Raw genomic sequence first — 16,514 nt, 5'->3', positions numbered from 1 at the left:
CGAGCTGGGCGCGGCGCGGGGCGGCGGCGTCGCGGGCGGCGTGGGCATCGAGGGCCTTGCGCTCGGCCTCGGCGACGGCCTGCTGGAGGGTTGCGAGGTGGCGGAACCACTCGCGGCGCGCGTCGAGCGCGGCCTTCTGGCGGGCGAGCTCGGCCTGGGCAGTGGCGAGGGCGGCGGCTTCGGCGACGCGGGCCTGGCGATCCTCGGCGGCCAGCGGCGCCTGGTCGGCCAGCTGCAGTTGGAGGCGGGCCAGGGCGTCCTGCTCGGCCTTCATGCGCTGGTAGGCGAGCTGCGAGAGCTGGCTGTAGGTCTGGGTGCCGGTGAGGGTCTGCAGCAGTTCGGCGCGCTCGTCGTCGGAGGCCTTCAGGAAGGTGGCGAAGTCGTTCTGGGCGAGCAGCACGGCGCGGGTGAATTGCTCGAAGCTGAGGCCGATGCTCTCCTCGATGGCCTGCAGGGTTTCCTTTTTGGTGTGGCCGCCGACGAGCTGCCCGTCGGCGAGGCGGGTGAGGCTGAGCTCGGTGTTCTGCAGCTTGCCGCCCTGCTTGTTGCGGGCCCGGCGCACCGTCCAGCGGGCGCGCCAGGCGGCGCCTTCGCGGCCAACGTAGTCCACCTCGGCGAAGCCTTCGGTGGCGCCGCGGCGCAGCAGGGTGCGCGGGTCGGCGACGTGGGTGGAGTGCTCGCCGACGTCGGGGATCTCGCCGCGGCCGGTGACCCGGGCGAGGCGCGGGGTACGCTCGAACAGCGCCAGGCACAGGGCGTCGAGGAGCGTGCTCTTGCCGGCACCGGTGGGGCCGGTGATGGCGAAGAGGCCGGCCGAGGCCAGCGGCTCGGCCCGGAAATCCACCTCGAACTCGCCCTTCAGGGAGGCCAGGTTGTTGCCGCGGATGGCGAGGATCTTCATGCCGCGCCCTCCGCGGCCGGGGCGTCGAGCAGCTCGCCGAAGGCGGCCATCAGCTCGGGCGGTGCGTCGCTGCCGAAGCGCTGCTGGTAGAGCCGCAAAAAGAAGGCCTCGGGCTTGAGGGCGTTGAGCTCGTCCAGCGACAGGGCCGGCGCCGCGTCGGGCAGCGCGCCGCGCAGGGTGGTGGTTTCGATGCGGGCGAGGCGCACCGGCTTGCCGACGAGGGCCTCCTCGATGCGGGCGCGCAGGCCCGGCTCGGGCCCTTCGAGCTGCACCCGCACGTGCAGGTAGGGCCACTGAGCCTCGGGGCGGTCGGGCAGGTCGAGCGCCCCAAGCACAGCCAGAGTGTCGTCCAGCGGCGCGGGTTTGGCAGGCACCTGGAGCAGCTCGACGCTGCGTGGCACCACCATCTCGCGGGTTTCGGCGACACCCTCACCCGCCAGGTCCACCAGCACCACCTGGTGGCGGTAACCGACCTCGGAGAAGGACATCGGCAGCGGGCTGCCGCAGTAGCGGCGGGTCGGGTCGCCGCCGATCTTCTGGGCGCGGTGCAGGTGGCCCAGCGCCACGTAGGCGATCCGCGGGTCGAAGATGCCCGCCGGCAGCGCCTCGGCGCCGCCGATCACGATGCGCCGCTCGGAATCCTCGGATACCTCACCGCCGGCCAGGTGGCAGTGGCCGATCGCCACGATGGCCTGCCCGGGCTGGCGCCGCTCGGCGGCCAGCTCGAAGGCGCGGCGGTAGAGGGCGGCGACGCCGGCCGCGTAGGGGTCGTCGGTGCCCTCGACACGGGGCAGGTCGTCGGGCCGCAGAAAGGGCATCGCGATGCACCAGGCGGCCTCGCGCCCGGCGGCGTCCTTGAGCGGCACCAGCAGCCGGCCAAGGGCGGCGTCGAGGTCGCCCTGCCGCCCGACGTGGCCGATGACGCTGGCGTCGAACACCGACAGCAGCGGCGCCGGCGCCTCCAGCCGGCCCGGCGAATCGTGGTTGCCGGCGGTCATCACGATGGCCAGCTGCGGCACCCGCCGCCGCGCCTCGGCCAGAAAACGGTACAGCTGCGCCTGGGCCTGGGCCGACGGGTTGCTGTTGTCGAACACGTCACCGGCGATCAGCAGCGCATCCACCACCTCGGCCTCCAGCACGCCCAGCAGCCAGTCGAGAAACGCCTGATGCTCGGCCCGCCGGTCGAACTGATGAAAGCTCTGGCCAAGGTGCCAGTCGGAGGTGTGGAGGAGACGCATGGGGCGTGGCTGCGGGTGAAGGTGGGTGGGGGTGGAAGGATAGGGGGAAATGCCGCGCGGCGGCAGGCTGGATTGACAGATGCGGGCCCTACAGCGGCGCCGCGAATGTATGCTATCGGAGTCAATCAACCCAAATGACGTTATCCGCCCACTCCCATGGATCGCTCCGAACGCTTTTACCTGATCCGCCAGCGCCTCGGCCAGCAACGCAGCGTGAGCACCCGGCAATTACTGGATGAGCTTGAAGTCTCGCCCGCCACCCTGAAACGGGACATCCAGTATCTGCGAGACCGTTTCCAGGTGCCGATCGAATGGAATGCCGAGCTGGGCGGCTACACCCTCGACAGGCCGGGGGCCGAAACCGCCCAGTCGGAACTCCCGGGCATGTGGTTCTCCGACAAGGAAATCCACGCCCTCCTGACGATGCAGCACCTTCTGGCCAACCTCGACCCTGGCGGGCTGCTGGCGCCTCACGTGGAGCCGCTCGTCAGACGGCTCGACAAGCTGCTCGGCGCCGCCGACGACGCGGCCGAAGAGGTACGCCGCCGGGTGCTGATCGTCGGCATCGGCAAACGCGGCATCAAGCTGGCGCACTTCGAGAAGGTCGGCTCGGCCCTGCTCCGGCGCAAGCGGCTGTCCATCCGCTACTTCGCCCGCGGTCGGGGCGAGGAGAGCCAGCGCCAGATCTCGCCCCAGCGCCTCGTCCATTACCGCGAAAACTGGTACCTCGACGCCTGGTGCCACCTCCGCGGTGGCTTGCGGAACTTTGCGGTGGACTCGATCCGCGATGTCGAGCTTATCGACACCCCCGCCCGGGACGTTCCCCAGGCGACCCTCGACGCCGTCCTCGGCCCAGGTTACGGGATCTTCGCCGGCGACCGGCTGGAGTGGGCCACCCTGCGCTTCTCGCCGGAGCGCAGCCGCTGGGTGGCGGCCGAGTTCTGGCATCCGGCGCAGAAGAGCCGCGTCGAGGCTGACGGCCGCTACGTGCTCGAAGTGCCTTACGCGGACCACCGGGAGCTGCTGATGGACATCCTCAAGCACGGCGCCCATTGCGAAGTGCTGGCGCCCGAGAGCCTGCGCAGCCTGCTGCTGGCCGAACTCGCCTCGATGCACAAAAAATATGCCGGCGAGTGAGGGCCGGGCTCACCTGGTGATCCACCACCCTCCGCACAATCACCCCATCGAATGACATATGGCAGGAGCGCTTCCATGGATCAATTCACACCGTCGGACCTCAAGACCATCCTCCACTCCAAGCGCGCCAACCTGTACTACTTGCAGCATTGCCGGGTGCTCGTGAAGGGTGGCCGCGTCGAATACGTCACCGACGAGGGCAAGCAGTCGCTCTACTGGAACATCCCCATCGCCAACACCACGGTCGTGCTGCTCGGCACCGGCACCTCGATTACCCAGGCCGCGATGCGCGAACTCGCCAAGGCCGGGGTGATGGTCGGCTTCTCCGGTGGCGGTGGAACGCCGCTGTACAGCGCCAACGAGATGGACATCGAAGTGGCCTGGTTCTCGCCACAAAGCGAATACCGCCCGACGGAATACCTGCAGCACTGGGTGCGGTTCTGGTTCGACGACAGCCTCCGGCTGGCCGCGGCCAAGGCCGTCCAGCGCGCCCGGCTCGAACGCATCGCACTGCATTGGGTGGGCAACCGGCGCCTGAACGACGGCGGCTTCAGCATCGCCAGCGAAAGGCTGAACGGAGCCCTCGCCCAGTCGCGCCAACACATCGACCTCGCGCCCGACAACACGGCCCTGCTCACCGAAGAAGCCCGCCTCACCAAAAAGCTCTTCAAGCTTGCCTGCGACGCCACCGGCTACGGCGACTTCGTGCGCGCCAAGAACGGCAGCGGCAGCGACCCGGCCAACCGCTTCCTCGACCACGGTAACTACCTCGCCTACGGCCTCGGCGCCACCGCCGCCTGGGTGCTCGGCCTGCCCCACGGCCTCGCCGTGCTGCACGGCAAGACCCGCCGCGGCGGGCTGGTCTTCGACATCGCCGACCTGATCAAGGATGCGGTGATCCTCCCGCAGGCCTTCATTTCGGCGATGCGCGGCGACGACGAACAGGGGTTTCGCGAGGCGTGCATCGAGAGCCTCGTGCAGGCCGAAGCCCTCGACTTCATGATCGACACGGTCAAGGCCATCGCCCTCGACATCGGCAGGCAAGCGCAATGAACGTCCTGCTGATCTCCCAGTGCTCCAAGAACGCCCTGACTGAAACCCGGCGCATCCTCGACCAGTTCGCCGAACGCCGCGGCGACCGCAGCTGGCAGACCGCCATCACCCAGCAAGGCCTCGACACCCTCTACCGCCTGCTACGCAAGACCGCCCGCAAGAACACGGCAGTAGCCTGCCACTGGATACGCGGCAAGGACCACAGCGAGTTGCTGTGGGTGGTGGGGGATGGGAGGCAGTTCAATGCCCGGGGTGCGGTGCCCACCAATACGACGAAGCGGAATATCCTGCGCCGTGAGAGCGAGAACGACTGGCATGGCCTTCAGGGCATTCACCTGCTCACTTCCCTGGCGGCCATGCTGCACGATCTAGGCAAAGCCTGCCGCGCCTTTCAGGAGCGGCTTCTGCCCGGGGCGCCGCGCACACGCAATGTGTACCGGCATGAGTGGATTTCCCTGCGGCTCTTTCAGGCCTTTGTCGGCGACTCGACCGATGAAGCGTGGCTGCTACGCCTGATCGAGCCCAGCGCATCCGATGATGCCCGCTGGCTGGCCGACGGCCGCCTCCTGCGCGACGGGCTGGACCCGGCCGCCCGCCACAGCAAGCCCTTCACGATCCTGCCGCCGCTGGCCCGGGCTGTGGCGTGGCTGGTCCTCACACACCACCGTTTACCGATCATGCCCGCAGAGGACGGCAAGGGCGGCCATCGCTGGCTGGGGGCGAAGGTGCCCGACTTTCGCGCCGAACAGCTGACGAATCTCCTGGAAAAGGTAGACGCCGACTGGAACGAGCTCGCCGGCACGCCAGACCGCACAGCCATCGAGGCCTATTGGCAATTTCCCCACGGCCTGCCGGTGACTGTATCGGCATGGCGCAAGCGAGCGGCCAGAATCGCCAGGCGCTTGCTCGAACAACATCGCGCAGCGCCTGCTCGCAACTGGTGCAACGACCCCTTTGCCATGCACCTGTCTCGCCTCAGCCTGATGCTCGCCGACCACCACTACTCCAGCCTGACCGAAAAAAGCGAGCGCGAGCAGGGGGAGAAGGACTATCCCCTCTTCGCCAATACGCGCCGGGATACCGGTGCCCGCAACCAGACCCTGGACGAGCATCTGCTGGGGGTGACGAAGCACGCCGGAGTCATCAACCATGCACTCCCCGGTTTCGAGCTTCATTTGCCGCGTCTGGCCCGCCACAAGGGGCTGCGCAAACGCAGCCAGGATGCCCGCTTCCGCTGGCAGGACCGGGCCACGGATACGGCCGCGGCCATGCGCGAGCGGGCAGCCCAGCAGGGCGCGTTCATCGTGAACATGGCGTCCACCGGCTGCGGCAAGACGCTGGCCAACGCCCGCATCATGAATGCGCTTGCAGACCCGCTCAAAGGCATGCGCTGCGCCTTCGCTCTCGGGCTGCGGACGCTAACGCTGCAAACCGGCCGCGCCTTTCGCGACCTGCTTGGCCTGTCGGACGATGAACTGGCCATCAAGGTAGGTGGAGCGGCCAGCCGCGAGCTATTCGAGTTCCACGAGCGTCAGGCCGAGCAAAGCGGCTCGGCATCGTCCCAGAGCCTGCTCCCGGAAGACGGGCATGTCCTGTTCGAGGGCAACGCCGAGCATCCGCTGCTCCAGCGCCTGTCCCGCGATCCCCAGGTGCGCTCCCTGCTGGCGGCACCGCTGCTGGTGTGCACCGTCGACCATCTGACCCCTGCCACCGAGAGCCAGCGCGGCGGCAGGCAGATCGCACCGATGTTGCGCTTACTGAGTGGCGACCTCGTCCTGGACGAGCCGGACGACTTCGACATCGACGATCTGCCGGCCCTGACCCGGCTGGTGCACTGGGCCGGCCTGCTCGGCAGTCGTGTGCTGCTGTCCTCCGCCACCCTGCCACCGGCCTTGGTGGAAGGCCTGTTCCTCGCCTATCTGGACGGCCGCGCCTGGTATCAGCGCAACCGGGGGGAGCGCCCGGGCGAAGCCCCGTCGGTCTGCTGTGCGTGGTTCGACGAGTTCGACCAGGTGCAGCAGGATTGTGCCGACAGCGGAGGCTTTCTGGACGCGCACCGGAGCTTCGTGCTGAAGCGGCATGCCCGTCTGGCCAAGGATTCCGTCAGGCGCCTCGGCGAACTCCTCCCCCTGCCAGCTGGCGGGCGGGCGGCTGCCGACATTCGCACCGGGTTCGCGGCTGCGGTCCGCGAAGCCGCGCTGCGCCTCCATGGGCGCCACCACAGCGTGGACACCACGACCGGCAAGCGGGTCAGTTTTGGCCTGGTGCGGATGGCCAATATCGACCCACTCTTCGATGTGGCGCTCGCGCTCTACACCGAAGGCATGCCTGAAGGGTATCGGCTGCATCTGTGCGTATATCACTCCCAGTACCCGCTGCTCATCCGCTCTGCCATCGAAACGCGGCTGGATGCCAGCCTGAACCGGCGCAAGCCCGATGCCGTATTCGACTTGCCCGATATTCGCGAACGCCTGGACCGGAGCCCGGAGCCAGATCAACTGTTCATCGTCCTCGGCTCGCCGGTCACCGAGGTCGGGCGCGATCACGATTACGACTGGGCCATCGTCGAGCCATCGTCGGTGCGTTCGCTGATCCAGCTTGCCGGGCGCATCCGCCGACATCGCCCCGGCTCTGTCGAAACGGCAAACCTGTTGGTGTTCGATACCAACCTGAAGCACCTCGAAAACCCGGGCAAGGCGGCCTTCTGCCGGCCCGGCTTCGAGCGGGACGACGAGCCCTTCCGGCTTCACACCCACCGGCTCGCCGACCTCCTCGATGCTGAGGAGATCCGGGTCATCGACGCCCGACCGCGCATTCTCCCAAGGCCCGACGAGCAACTGCAGCCGACGCGTCGGCTAGTGGACCTGGAGCACGCCCGCATGCGCCAGCAGATGCTTGCACAGGCGACTCCAGCAACCCCGCTCACCGCCCGTCAGCTCCGCTCCGGCCAGAAACCAAAAACCGCGCTGAACGCAGCCAGCCACTGGAGCACGCCCCAGGTCTGGCTGACCGCAGTCCTACCCCAGCAACAGCGCTTTCGGGACGACAGCATGGCGAGGGTGGATCTGGCCCTGCTGCCCACGGAGGACGAAGACGACTACGCCCTCCACCGGATCGATCCGGGCAAGAAGAAATGGGAGTCCATCTACGTGCAGATCGAGAACAGCCAGAACCACCGCATTCCAGACAGCCGAGTGCGAGGGGAGCGCATCGAACCGTGGGGTGAAACGGATTACCTGGAGGCGCTGACCACCTTGGCTGAATCCCTGGAGATGTCGCTGCTGGCCTGTGCCCAACGCAATGGGACGCTCAGCCTGCCCGACAGCGAACAGGGGTGGCGCTTTCATCCCGCGCTGGGCTTTACGAAGGAACGGTGATGAGACGCGACGGACGTTCTGGCTCAGCGACGGGCGTGCCGCTCTTGGGCGGCGGGCAGGCAGTCAATCGTCACACTGGCTTCGCTTCGGCAAGCACTTGGGCACGAAAACATGCCGGCAGATCGCCCGGTGTCAGCACATCCACCGGCACCCCCAGCAAGGCTTCCAGCTCGACCTGCAGGCCACCCAGATCGAAGAGGGTGGTTTCCGGCGACGGGTCGACCAGCAGGTCAAGGTCGCTGTCGTCCCCGTCCGTGCCCCGCAATACCGAACCGAACACCCTTGGATTGTTTGAAATGGAAGCGCCGCGCCGCCTCGAGGACGGCATGGCTGTTCCGTTGGAGGGCATCGGAGGGCTTCATCGTATTTCTGGCTGCCTGTCCGGCAGTTAAGTGTCTTGCTCACCAAACGGCGAATATTTCTGAGCTGCCTAGCGGCAGTTGCGCAAGTCTAGTAGACGGCGTACCTTCCCCTTGTCGATTACTATCACCTAACAGTGAATAGGTTCATTTTGATGGATACCCCCAAAAGACTGCCATCTCTCGGGGGCGGATTGCAACGCTACTGGCTGGGCAGCCGGGCATCCACCTACGGGACTTCGCCGCAGGAAGGAGGATACGGGTGTGATTGACCATCGCACGATCAGAAGAGTCGATTGAAGTTGTTGTAAAACAGACCCCGAGGCGTTGCTTCGGGGATTCTACGGCTAGCCGATAGCTTGTCCAAGCAAGAGGTATCACATGTCCGATTCTCCGCAAGACCGCAGCGCCCTGTTTCGCGCGGCCATCGAGCGTTTTCTCCAGGAGCGCCTGGCGAGCAAGCTCGACAAACTCGCAGACGACGACCCGAAGCGCAGCGAGTTGTTGGCGCAGTACGCCCCCGAAACCTGGTTGGCTGATGCTGCGCGGCGCGTTGCGCAAATCCAGACCGTCACCCACTCCCTCAAACCCATTCACCCTGAAGCGCGGGGAACCAATCTTTATTGTCCCCCGGAGTCACTGCCAAGCCACTGCGAGGTGGGCAGCCATGTGCTGAGTGCGGATTTTGCTGGCGACGTGGTGGGCAACGCCGCGGCCCTGGATGTTTACAAGTTTCTCAAGGTCGCCGTGGAAGAGCGCCCCTTGCTGGAATGGATGCAGCGAGACGATGCAGATCTCCTCGCTGCACTCTCCGACGATCAGGAGAGGGCTCAGGCGTGGGCCGACGCTTTCAACAGCGTGACCGAGCCTGCCAGCGAGATCCCGGCCTCCCACGGCCTGGCCAAGCAGCTCTACTGGCTGACCGGCGACGACCCGGCAAACGATGGCGACTTCCATCTGCTGGCGCCGCTGTATGCCAGCTCGTTTGCCCACACTGTATTTCGTACGATAAACGAAGACCGCTTCAGCGAGCCGGCCAAAGCGGCACAGAAAGCTAGGTGGGAACGCCTTGATCACAACGGCGTGAGCCGTGAGTATCCCGACCTGGCGGTCCAAAAGTTCGGAGGCACGAAGCCGCAGAATATCAGCCAGCTCAACAGCGAGCGCGGCGGCAGCAACTACCTGCTGCCCTCCCTCCCACCCCGCTGGAAAAACCGTGAAGTCCAGGCGCCCTGGTACGTCGATTCGGTGCTGTCCCGCTTCGGGCACAGCGAGGGCGTTTGGGCGCAGGTGCGCGAATTGCGCGACTTTCTGCGCTCGGACCCGCCGCCCACGATGGAAACCCGCGACCGGCGCGAGGGCTTGATCGACAGCCTGATCGATGGCCTGGTCGACTTTGCCGAGCGCCTCCAGATGACGCTGCCCGCCGGATGGAGCCGTGACACCCGCTGCCGCCTTCCCGAGGTCGAGCAGCTGTGGCTGGACCCCGGCCGCGTTCTGGAGAATGCGGATGACGACACGGCCTTCTGTGACCGGTGGCACAAGATGGACTGGCCCGCCGAGGTCGGCAGCCGTTTTGGCAACTGGCTCAACAAGCAGATGGGCCCGGATCTGCCGCTCGGCGATGTCGAAGTACGTCAATGGCAGACCGAACTGCTCCTGCAGCAGGGCTGGGCCCAGCGCTTACACGAACTGCGCGGGCAACTCGACGCACCCCGCTACATTCCGACAAGGGAGGGCGTATGAGCACCACACTTCCCGAGAGCCAGGGCCTGCTGGTGCTGCCCCGTCTGCGCATCCAGAACGCCAACGCCATTTCCAGCCCGCTGACCCACGGCTTTCCGTCCATGACCGCCTTCCTCGGCCTGATGTGGGCGCTGGAGCGCAAGCTCTGCGCCAACGGCATCGGCATGGCGTTCGACAGCGTGGGCGTGATCTGCCACCACTTTGACGAGCAGGTGACTCAAGGCGGCTACACCAAGGCCTTCCGGCTCACCCGCAACCCGGTGGACAAGGATGGCAGCACCGCAGCCATCGTCGAGGAAGGCCGCATCCACCTCGACATCACCCTGGTGTTCGGGGTGTCCGGCGAAATGATCCTGGCAGAGGCCGAGGCCCGCAAGGCCCTTGCCGATACGGTCGCCGAAACGCTGGCCGGCATGCGGATTGCGGGCGGCAGCATCTTGCCGACACGCGGCGCCAATGCCCACCGTGGGGCAGAGTTGATCCGCCTGGCCGAAGACCCGACCGAGGCACGCAAGCAGTTCCGGCTCCTGCGCCGCCGTTGGCTGCCCGGCTTCGCGCTGGTCTGCCGCGACGACCTGCTCGCCCAGCGCCTGAGCCACCTGCAGGCCACCGCGCCTACCGCTAACGCGCTTGACGCCCTGCTCGACCTGTCCCGCATCAACTGGAGGCCGGAGCCTGGCGCGCCGTCCGACACCGAGCGAAAGACGGTCGAGTGGAAACCCGAGCCCAGGGAAGGCTGGATCGTGCCCATCCCAGTGGGCTATGGCGCCCTTTCCGAGGTGCACCCCGCCGGCAGCGTGAAGAACGCCCGCGATTCACGCACCGATTTTCGTTTTGTCGAAAGCCTTTACTCCATCGGCCAGTGGATCAGCCCGCACCGGCTCGGCCACCCCCGCGAACTGCTCTGGTATGGCCATAGCGATATCGATGGCGGCCTTTACCGCTGCCGGAACGACTTTGCCGCCACAGCCCGACACGCCTGAATTCCATCCTGAAAGGAAATAAATCATGACGCTCAAGACTGCCTCCGTCCTCGCATTCGAACGCAAGCTCGACCCTTCCGATGCCCTCTTCTTTGCCGGTAGCTGGGACGACCGGAGTACCAGCGCCGCTTGGCCGCCGGTGGAGATCAAGGTCAAATCCGTGCGCGGCACCATCTCCAATCGCCTCAAAACCAAAGACCAGGATCCCGCCAAGCTCGATGCCGCGATCGAGAACCCCAATCTGCAAAAGGTCGATGTGGCCGCGCTGCCCAACCAGGCCGACACCCTGAAGGTCGTTTTCACGCTGCGTGTCCTCTCGGGCACCGGCCAGCCCTCCGCCTGCAACGACGCCGACTACCAAAAGAAGCTCATGGACACGGTGAGCGGCTATGTGGCTGCCAACGGTTTTGGCGAGCTGGCACGCCGCTATGCTTCGAACCTCGCCAACGGCCGCTTCCTGTGGCGCAATCGGGTTGGCGCCGAAACGGTGGAAGTCCAGGTGGCCCATCTGGTTGGCGGGCAAGCCCGCAATACCTGGATATTTGATGCACTGGCCTTCTCCCTGCGCGATTTTGCAGCGCCCCAGCAGGGCGCCACTGCACTCGATGAACTGGCGCAGTTGATCGGTGACGGCCTGGCCGGAAAAGGTCACGTGCTCCTGCAGGTGTCCGCGTATGTGCGGGTCGGTGCCGGGCAGGAGGTTTTCCCGTCCCAGGAACTCATCCTAGACAAGGCGCGGAGCGACAAGAGCAGGACGCTTTACGAAGTGGATGGGACCGCAGGGCTCCACTCCCAAAAGGTCGGCAACGCCATCCGCACCATCGACACCTGGTATCCCGAAGTCGACGAACTGGGCCCGATTGCCGTGGAGCCTTACGGCTCCGTGACCACCCGCGGCAAAGCCTATCGACAGCCCCGCAAGAGCGATGACTTTTACTCCCTGCTCGACAACTGGATTATCAAGGACAAGGTGCCAACCACGGAGCAGCAGCATTTCGTCATCGCCACCCTGATCCGTGGCGGGGTCTTCGGCGAGGCGGGTTGAACCATGGACCACTACCTGGAAATCCGCCTTCTCCCCGACCCGGAGTTCCCCGCCACGACCCTGATGAACGCCCTGTTCAGCAAGTTCCACCGCGGCCTCGTTGGCCATGGAGAAGGTACCATCGGGGTGAGCTTTCCAGACGTCAAGGAGACTCACCGGGGCCTGGGGAGTCGGCTGCGCCTGCACGGCAGCGCTGCCGATCTGCGTGACTTCATGGGGGCTGACTGGCTGACGGGCATGCGTGATCACGTTGCCATCGACGGCCCCGCTCCGGTGCCGGCCGGTGCGCGTCATCGGGTTGTCCGGCGCGTGCAGGCCCACAGCAATCCGGAGCGGGAGCGCCGCCGCTTCATCGCGAGGAAGGGCGTCTCCCCCGAAGAAGCCCTGGCAGCCATTCCGGACAGCCGTGCCGAACAGCTCGATTTGCCTTTCATCCTGCTGACCAGCCGGAGCACAGGGCAGCAGTTCCGCCTCTTCATCGAGCATCTGCCCGTTGTGGACGAACCCCAGCCGGGCACCTTCGGAAGCTACGGTCTCAGCCCGACAACAACCATCCCCTGGTTCTGACCCTTTTTTTGTCGCCCCCGCAAAAGCCTTGAGTTTCGGGGCCTTGGCGGGGGCTGCAGTTTTTGGGTGGGGGCGCTGAAAAGCTGGGTTTCTCTTTAACAATCAGGCACTCAAGACTGGTAGTCTCTACGTCACTGCCGGATAGGCAGCTCAGAAAGTCGAGCTGATCGCCCGCGTGAATGGAATGCCCGTCACTGCCGGATAGGCAGCTCAGAAAGATGAGGGTGGCAGCTCTATCGGCGGAATGGTCGTCACTGCCGGATAGGCAGCTCAGAAAATAGATGTAGCGGGCCGGCACTTCGGCCAGGTCGTCACTGCCGGATAGGCAGCTCAGAAATCGAGGAGCTCGAGCTGCAATCCGGCCGCGAGCGTCACTGCCGGATAGGCAGCTCAGAAACGCTGCGGCCTCGTTGCGCCTGTCCTACATGGCGTCACTGCCGGATAGGCAGCTCAGAAATCGCCGAGGCCGGCCTGGTGGTGAAGAACGACCGTCACTGCCGGATAGGCAGCTCAGAAAAGGCTCAGAAGCTGATGGGGCAGTACGGCGTCCGTCACTGCCGGATAGGCAGCTCAGAAATTCTCGAGCGCACCCGCCAGGGCCGGCTGTTGCGTCACTGCCGGATAGGCAGCTCAGAAAAGCCAGCCACCTGCCACGGATACCGCGAGGATCGTCACTGCCGGATAGGCAGCTCAGAAATGAGCACGATGTTTCAAGACCCCGCGGGCACCCGTCACTGCCGGATAGGCAGCTCAGAAAAGGAAGCGGAGGATATGCAGCTTGCCGAAAACCGTCACTGCCGGATAGGCAGCTCAGAAAAACGTCTCCGAGCGGATCAGCTGACATGAGCGCGTCACTGCCGGATAGGCAGCTCAGAAATGGAAGAGAAGGCTAGGTGGGAATGGCTGGTCCGTCACTGCCGGATAGGCAGCTCAGAAAGAGGAGTTGAAGCGGAACATCGCGGTGTCCTTCGTCACTGCCGGATAGGCAGCTCAGAAATCATGCGCAAACGAAAGGGAACTTGCGAGACTCGTCACTGCCGGATAGGCAGCTCAGAAACTCGCCGAGATTCGAGTCAAAGAATTCGTTGACGTCACTGCCGGATAGGCAGCTCAGAAATGCGCGAAGCAGGCGGCGTGCTGATCTCCAGCCGTCACTGCCGGATAGGCAGCTCAGAAAAGACCCTGCGCAATCGCTAGGTCGTGCGCCGGCGTCACTGCCGGATAGGCAGCTCAGAAAATCCCGTTCTTCTGGAGCGAGAAGCAGCTGGACGTCACTGCCGGATAGGCAGCTCAGAAAATATTGCTGCACGCGCCGGTTTCAATGTTTCCTCGTCACTGCCGGATAGGCAGCTCAGAAAGGCTTGCTGCGCGGGGGCCGTGAGGCCGGCCCCGTCACTGCCGGATAGGCAGCTCAGAAAGCCGCCTCGGGCGCCGATCGCATCGAGTACGCCGTCACTGCCGGATAGGCAGCTCAGAAATCCGGCCGATAGGCCCAGTGGGTCACGTTGCGCGTCACTGCCGGATAGGCAGCTCAGAAAATTCGTCGTCGTCGATCTCGAGGCGCAGCAGCCGTCACTGCCGGATAGGCAGCTCAGAAACTCATGAGCAACGCCAGCGGCAGCTGGGCCGTCGTCACTGCCGGATAGGCAGCTCAGAAAAGAGATAAGGCCGGGAACCTTGTTGACCAACGCGTCACTGCCGGATAGGCAGCTCAGAAAAGGAGCAGCGGGAGCGCAGCCAGTGCCCACCACGTCACTGCCGGATAGGCAGCTCAGAAAAGTGCCAACACTGGCCGCCCGGGCGGCGTAATCGTCACTGCCGGATAGGCAGCTCAGAAATGGGGCAGTATAGGTGCAGGCGCCAAGATCGGCGTCACTGCCGGATAGGCAGCTCAGAAACGCCGCGCCGCCGCCGACGTGCAATGCGTTCCCGTCACTGCCGGATAGGCAGCTCAGAAAAACGAGGGCGCCGGTACCGAGTACGAGCAATACGTCACTGCCGGATAGGCAGCTCAGAAAAGCGCGGCCATCGTCTTGTTGATGCTGACGGCCGTCACTGCCGGATAGGCAGCTCAGAAAGGTGGGAACCGGGCTTGCCGGTAGCCTGATCGCGTCACTGCCGGATAGGCAGCTCAGAAAACCTACCTCGGCCAGCACCAGGCCGAGCTGGCCGTCACTGCCGGATAGGCAGCTCAGAAAATCGTGCTCAGCGTCTTCTCGCAGGCCGGGGCCGTCACTGCCGGATAGGCAGCTCAGAAAGGGCAGCTGGTGGTGTCGGGCGCGGTGGGTGGCGTCACTGCCGGATAGGCAGCTCAGAAATTTTCGGATGACAGCGAATCGACCACCCAGGACGTCACTGCCGGATAGGCAGCTCAGAAAGGCTACTTCATCGACGTCCCCGAAGCCGCGGACGTCACTGCCGGATAGGCAGCTCAGAAAAACACCGGCTGCGGCACCATCGGCAACACCAGCGTCACTGCCGGATAGGCAGCTCAGAAAAGTGGCGAGGGCGGGGGTCACAAGGTGAGGGGTGTCACTGCCGGATAGGCAGCTCAGAAAATCCCAGCACCGAGCTGACAGCAAACGAGCAACGTCACTGCCGGATAGGCAGCTCAGAAAATCGGCGCCGAGCTGCCCACCCGCCAGGAAGCCGTCACTGCCGGATAGGCAGCTCAGAAATGATCCAGCTCAAGCGGCGTCACGCCCATCGCCGTCACTGCCGGATAGGCAGCTCAGAAACAGCTGCCGGCCCCAATGCTGCGGCACCCGGTCGTCACTGCCGGATAGGCAGCTCAGAAATCCCGGTCGCGCAGAAACTCAGCCTTGGAGCTCGTCACTGCCGGATAGGCAGCTCAGAAACGGCATGAGAAGGCGAAGCCTGATCTCGACAACGTCACTGCCGGATAGGCAGCTCAGAAATGGGGCAATCTGCCGTCGACCCGAAGAGCGGTCGTCACTGCCGGATAGGCAGCTCAGAAATTGTCGGTGATGGGCGAGCAGATCAATGGGAACGTCACTGCCGGATAGGCAGCTCAGAAAAGGGCAGGCGGGCGTCGAGGGCGACGGTGACGCGTCACTGCCGGATAGGCAGCTCAGAAAGTAGGGCATGCGATGCGGGCCCGGGTGATCAACGTCACTGCCGGATAGGCAGCTCAGAAATCCGCCCTGATTGACGGCTACCTCGCCAGCCGCGTCACTGCCGGATAGGCAGCTCAGAAATCGAGGTCGCCCTGGATGCTGCCTCGGCCGATCGTCACTGCCGGATAGGCAGCTCAGAAAATCCGATTCTCGGAAACACGCCGGAGGGTCGTCGTCACTGCCGGATAGGCAGCTCAGAAAACCGTCGGCAGGTCGGAGGCCGCCACCTGCTCCGTCACTGCCGGATAGGCAGCTCAGAAACGCGAAACCCTCGCGCTCTGCGATGAGGATAACGTCACTGCCGGATAGGCAGCTCAGAAAACCCCGCTCGTGCTCAATATTGCAAACAGAATTGTCACTGCCGGATAGGCAGCTCAGAAAACGGTCTGGTCATCGACGATGTAGGCTTCGGCCGTCACTGCCGGATAGGCAGCTCAGAAAACTGCCCAACACTGCGCATGATGCCGGCCTCATCGTCACTGCCGGATAGGCAGCTCAGAAACGTGGCGAAGGCCACTTGAAGGCCGCCCAGGACGTCACTGCCGGATAGGCAGCTCAGAAAAACGTATTGATCCACGCTGATTCGGAGCGTAGCGTCACTGCCGGATAGGCAGCTCAGAAATAGTCGCGCTCCTGGATACAAGGTAAGAAGAGTCGTCACTGCCGGATAGGCAGCTCAGAAATAGCGCATACATGGCAATACGCTTGTTTGTCACGTCACTGCCGGATAGGCAGCTCAGAAAATTAGCGCCATCAGCACTATCGAACATTCGGTCGTCACTGCCGGATAGGCAGCTCAGAAAATTTTGAAAATACAGGTACTCGCGCTTGTGCACGTCACTGCCGGATAGGCAGCTCAGAAAAGATGGCCCAATCTATTTCGAGAGGCCCGTTTCGTCACTGCCGGATAGGCAGCTCAGAAAGTGGAGCGATAATCAACGTGGCATGCCTAACGACGTCACTGCCGGATC

At 64.7% G+C, this 16,514-nt stretch carries 10 protein-coding genes and 1 CRISPR repeat array; of the genes, 7 read left to right on the top strand and 3 right to left on the bottom strand.

The window, feature by feature from the left end; translation table 11 throughout:
* A partial coding sequence (locus tag ZRA01_RS17780; protein ID WP_141354707.1) for an AAA family ATPase occupies positions 1 to 901 on the bottom strand: 901 nt, incomplete at its 3' end.
* Positions 898 to 2,139, bottom strand: a complete 1,242-nt coding sequence (locus ZRA01_RS17775) for an exonuclease SbcCD subunit D C-terminal domain-containing protein (protein WP_141354706.1) — start codon at positions 2,137 to 2,139, stop codon at positions 898 to 900. The genes ZRA01_RS17775 and ZRA01_RS17780, both read right to left, overlap by 4 nt.
* A 156-nt stretch (positions 2,140 to 2,295) precedes the next feature.
* Here ZRA01_RS17775 and ZRA01_RS17770 point away from each other — a divergent pair, with 156 nt between their 5' ends.
* The 3 genes from ZRA01_RS17770 (at position 2,296) to cas3f (ending at position 7,706) form a co-directional block, all read left to right on the top strand.
* Positions 2,296 to 3,276: a helix-turn-helix transcriptional regulator gene (locus tag ZRA01_RS17770; RefSeq protein ID WP_141354705.1), complete on the top strand. Its 981-nt coding sequence runs from the start codon at positions 2,296 to 2,298 to the stop codon at positions 3,274 to 3,276.
* A 75-nt stretch (positions 3,277 to 3,351) separates the two neighbouring features.
* Positions 3,352 to 4,329 carry a type I-F CRISPR-associated endonuclease Cas1f gene (cas1f, locus tag ZRA01_RS17765; protein ID WP_141354704.1) on the top strand — a complete coding sequence of 326 codons (978 nt, stop codon included), beginning with the start codon at positions 3,352 to 3,354 and terminating at the stop codon, positions 4,327 to 4,329.
* Positions 4,326 to 7,706, top strand: a complete 3,381-nt coding sequence (gene cas3f, locus ZRA01_RS17760; protein WP_141354703.1) for a type I-F CRISPR-associated helicase Cas3f — start codon at positions 4,326 to 4,328, stop codon at positions 7,704 to 7,706. The genes cas1f and cas3f overlap by 4 nt, the downstream gene beginning before the upstream one ends.
* A gap of 70 nt (positions 7,707 to 7,776) precedes the next feature.
* Here cas3f and ZRA01_RS17755 read toward each other — a convergent pair whose 3' ends face one another.
* Positions 7,777 to 8,055, bottom strand: coding sequence for a nucleotidyltransferase family protein (locus ZRA01_RS17755; protein WP_141354702.1), 279 nt, complete (start codon positions 8,053 to 8,055; stop codon positions 7,777 to 7,779).
* Positions 8,056 to 8,446: 391 nt separating this feature from the next.
* Here ZRA01_RS17755 and csy1 point away from each other — a divergent pair, with 391 nt between their 5' ends.
* The 4 genes from csy1 to cas6f are packed head-to-tail and all read left to right on the top strand — an operon-like array spanning position 8,447 to position 12,406.
* Positions 8,447 to 9,811, top strand: a complete 1,365-nt coding sequence (gene csy1 / locus ZRA01_RS17750; protein WP_141354701.1) for a type I-F CRISPR-associated protein Csy1 — start codon at positions 8,447 to 8,449, stop codon at positions 9,809 to 9,811.
* Entirely contained in the window at positions 9,808 to 10,794 is a 987-nt protein-coding gene (gene csy2 / locus ZRA01_RS17745; protein WP_141354700.1) for a type I-F CRISPR-associated protein Csy2, read from the top strand. Before csy1 ends, csy2 begins: the two co-directional genes overlap by 4 nt.
* Positions 10,795 to 10,819: 25 nt before the next feature.
* Entirely contained in the window at positions 10,820 to 11,839 is a 1,020-nt protein-coding gene (gene csy3 / locus ZRA01_RS17740) for a type I-F CRISPR-associated protein Csy3 (RefSeq protein WP_141354698.1), read from the top strand.
* Positions 11,840 to 11,842: 3 nt separating this feature from the next.
* Positions 11,843 to 12,406, top strand: a complete 564-nt coding sequence (cas6f, locus tag ZRA01_RS17735; RefSeq protein WP_141354696.1) for a type I-F CRISPR-associated endoribonuclease Cas6/Csy4 — start codon at positions 11,843 to 11,845, stop codon at positions 12,404 to 12,406.
* Between the two features lie 129 nt (positions 12,407 to 12,535).
* Positions 12,536 to 16,466: direct repeats of the CRISPR family, unit length 28 nt; unit sequence CGTCACTGCCGGATAGGCAGCTCAGAAA.
* Positions 16,467 to 16,514: the final 48 nt, after the last annotated feature.

The sequence above is a fragment of the Zoogloea ramigera genome (genome assembly GCF_006539865.1).
Classification (GTDB): Bacteria; Pseudomonadota; Gammaproteobacteria; order Burkholderiales; family Rhodocyclaceae; genus Zoogloea; species Zoogloea ramigera.
The sequence above is the reverse complement of the archived record's forward strand: the minus strand, read 5'-3'. Positions and strand labels throughout refer to the sequence as shown.

Coding starts and splice junctions, on each gene's coding strand:
- ZRA01_RS17775 (WP_141354706.1), bottom strand. CDS start 2,139: ATGCGTCTCCTCCACACCTCCGACTGGCACCTTGGCCAGAGCTTTCAT.
- ZRA01_RS17770 (WP_141354705.1), top strand. CDS start 2,296: ATGGATCGCTCCGAACGCTTTTACCTGATCCGCCAGCGCCTCGGCCAG.
- cas1f (WP_141354704.1), top strand. CDS start 3,352: ATGGATCAATTCACACCGTCGGACCTCAAGACCATCCTCCACTCCAAG.
- cas3f (WP_141354703.1), top strand. CDS start 4,326: ATGAACGTCCTGCTGATCTCCCAGTGCTCCAAGAACGCCCTGACTGAA.
- ZRA01_RS17755 (WP_141354702.1), bottom strand. CDS start 8,055: ATGCCCTCCAACGGAACAGCCATGCCGTCCTCGAGGCGGCGCGGCGCT.
- csy1 (WP_141354701.1), top strand. CDS start 8,447: ATGTCCGATTCTCCGCAAGACCGCAGCGCCCTGTTTCGCGCGGCCATC.
- csy2 (WP_141354700.1), top strand. CDS start 9,808: ATGAGCACCACACTTCCCGAGAGCCAGGGCCTGCTGGTGCTGCCCCGT.
- csy3 (WP_141354698.1), top strand. CDS start 10,820: ATGACGCTCAAGACTGCCTCCGTCCTCGCATTCGAACGCAAGCTCGAC.
- cas6f (WP_141354696.1), top strand. CDS start 11,843: ATGGACCACTACCTGGAAATCCGCCTTCTCCCCGACCCGGAGTTCCCC.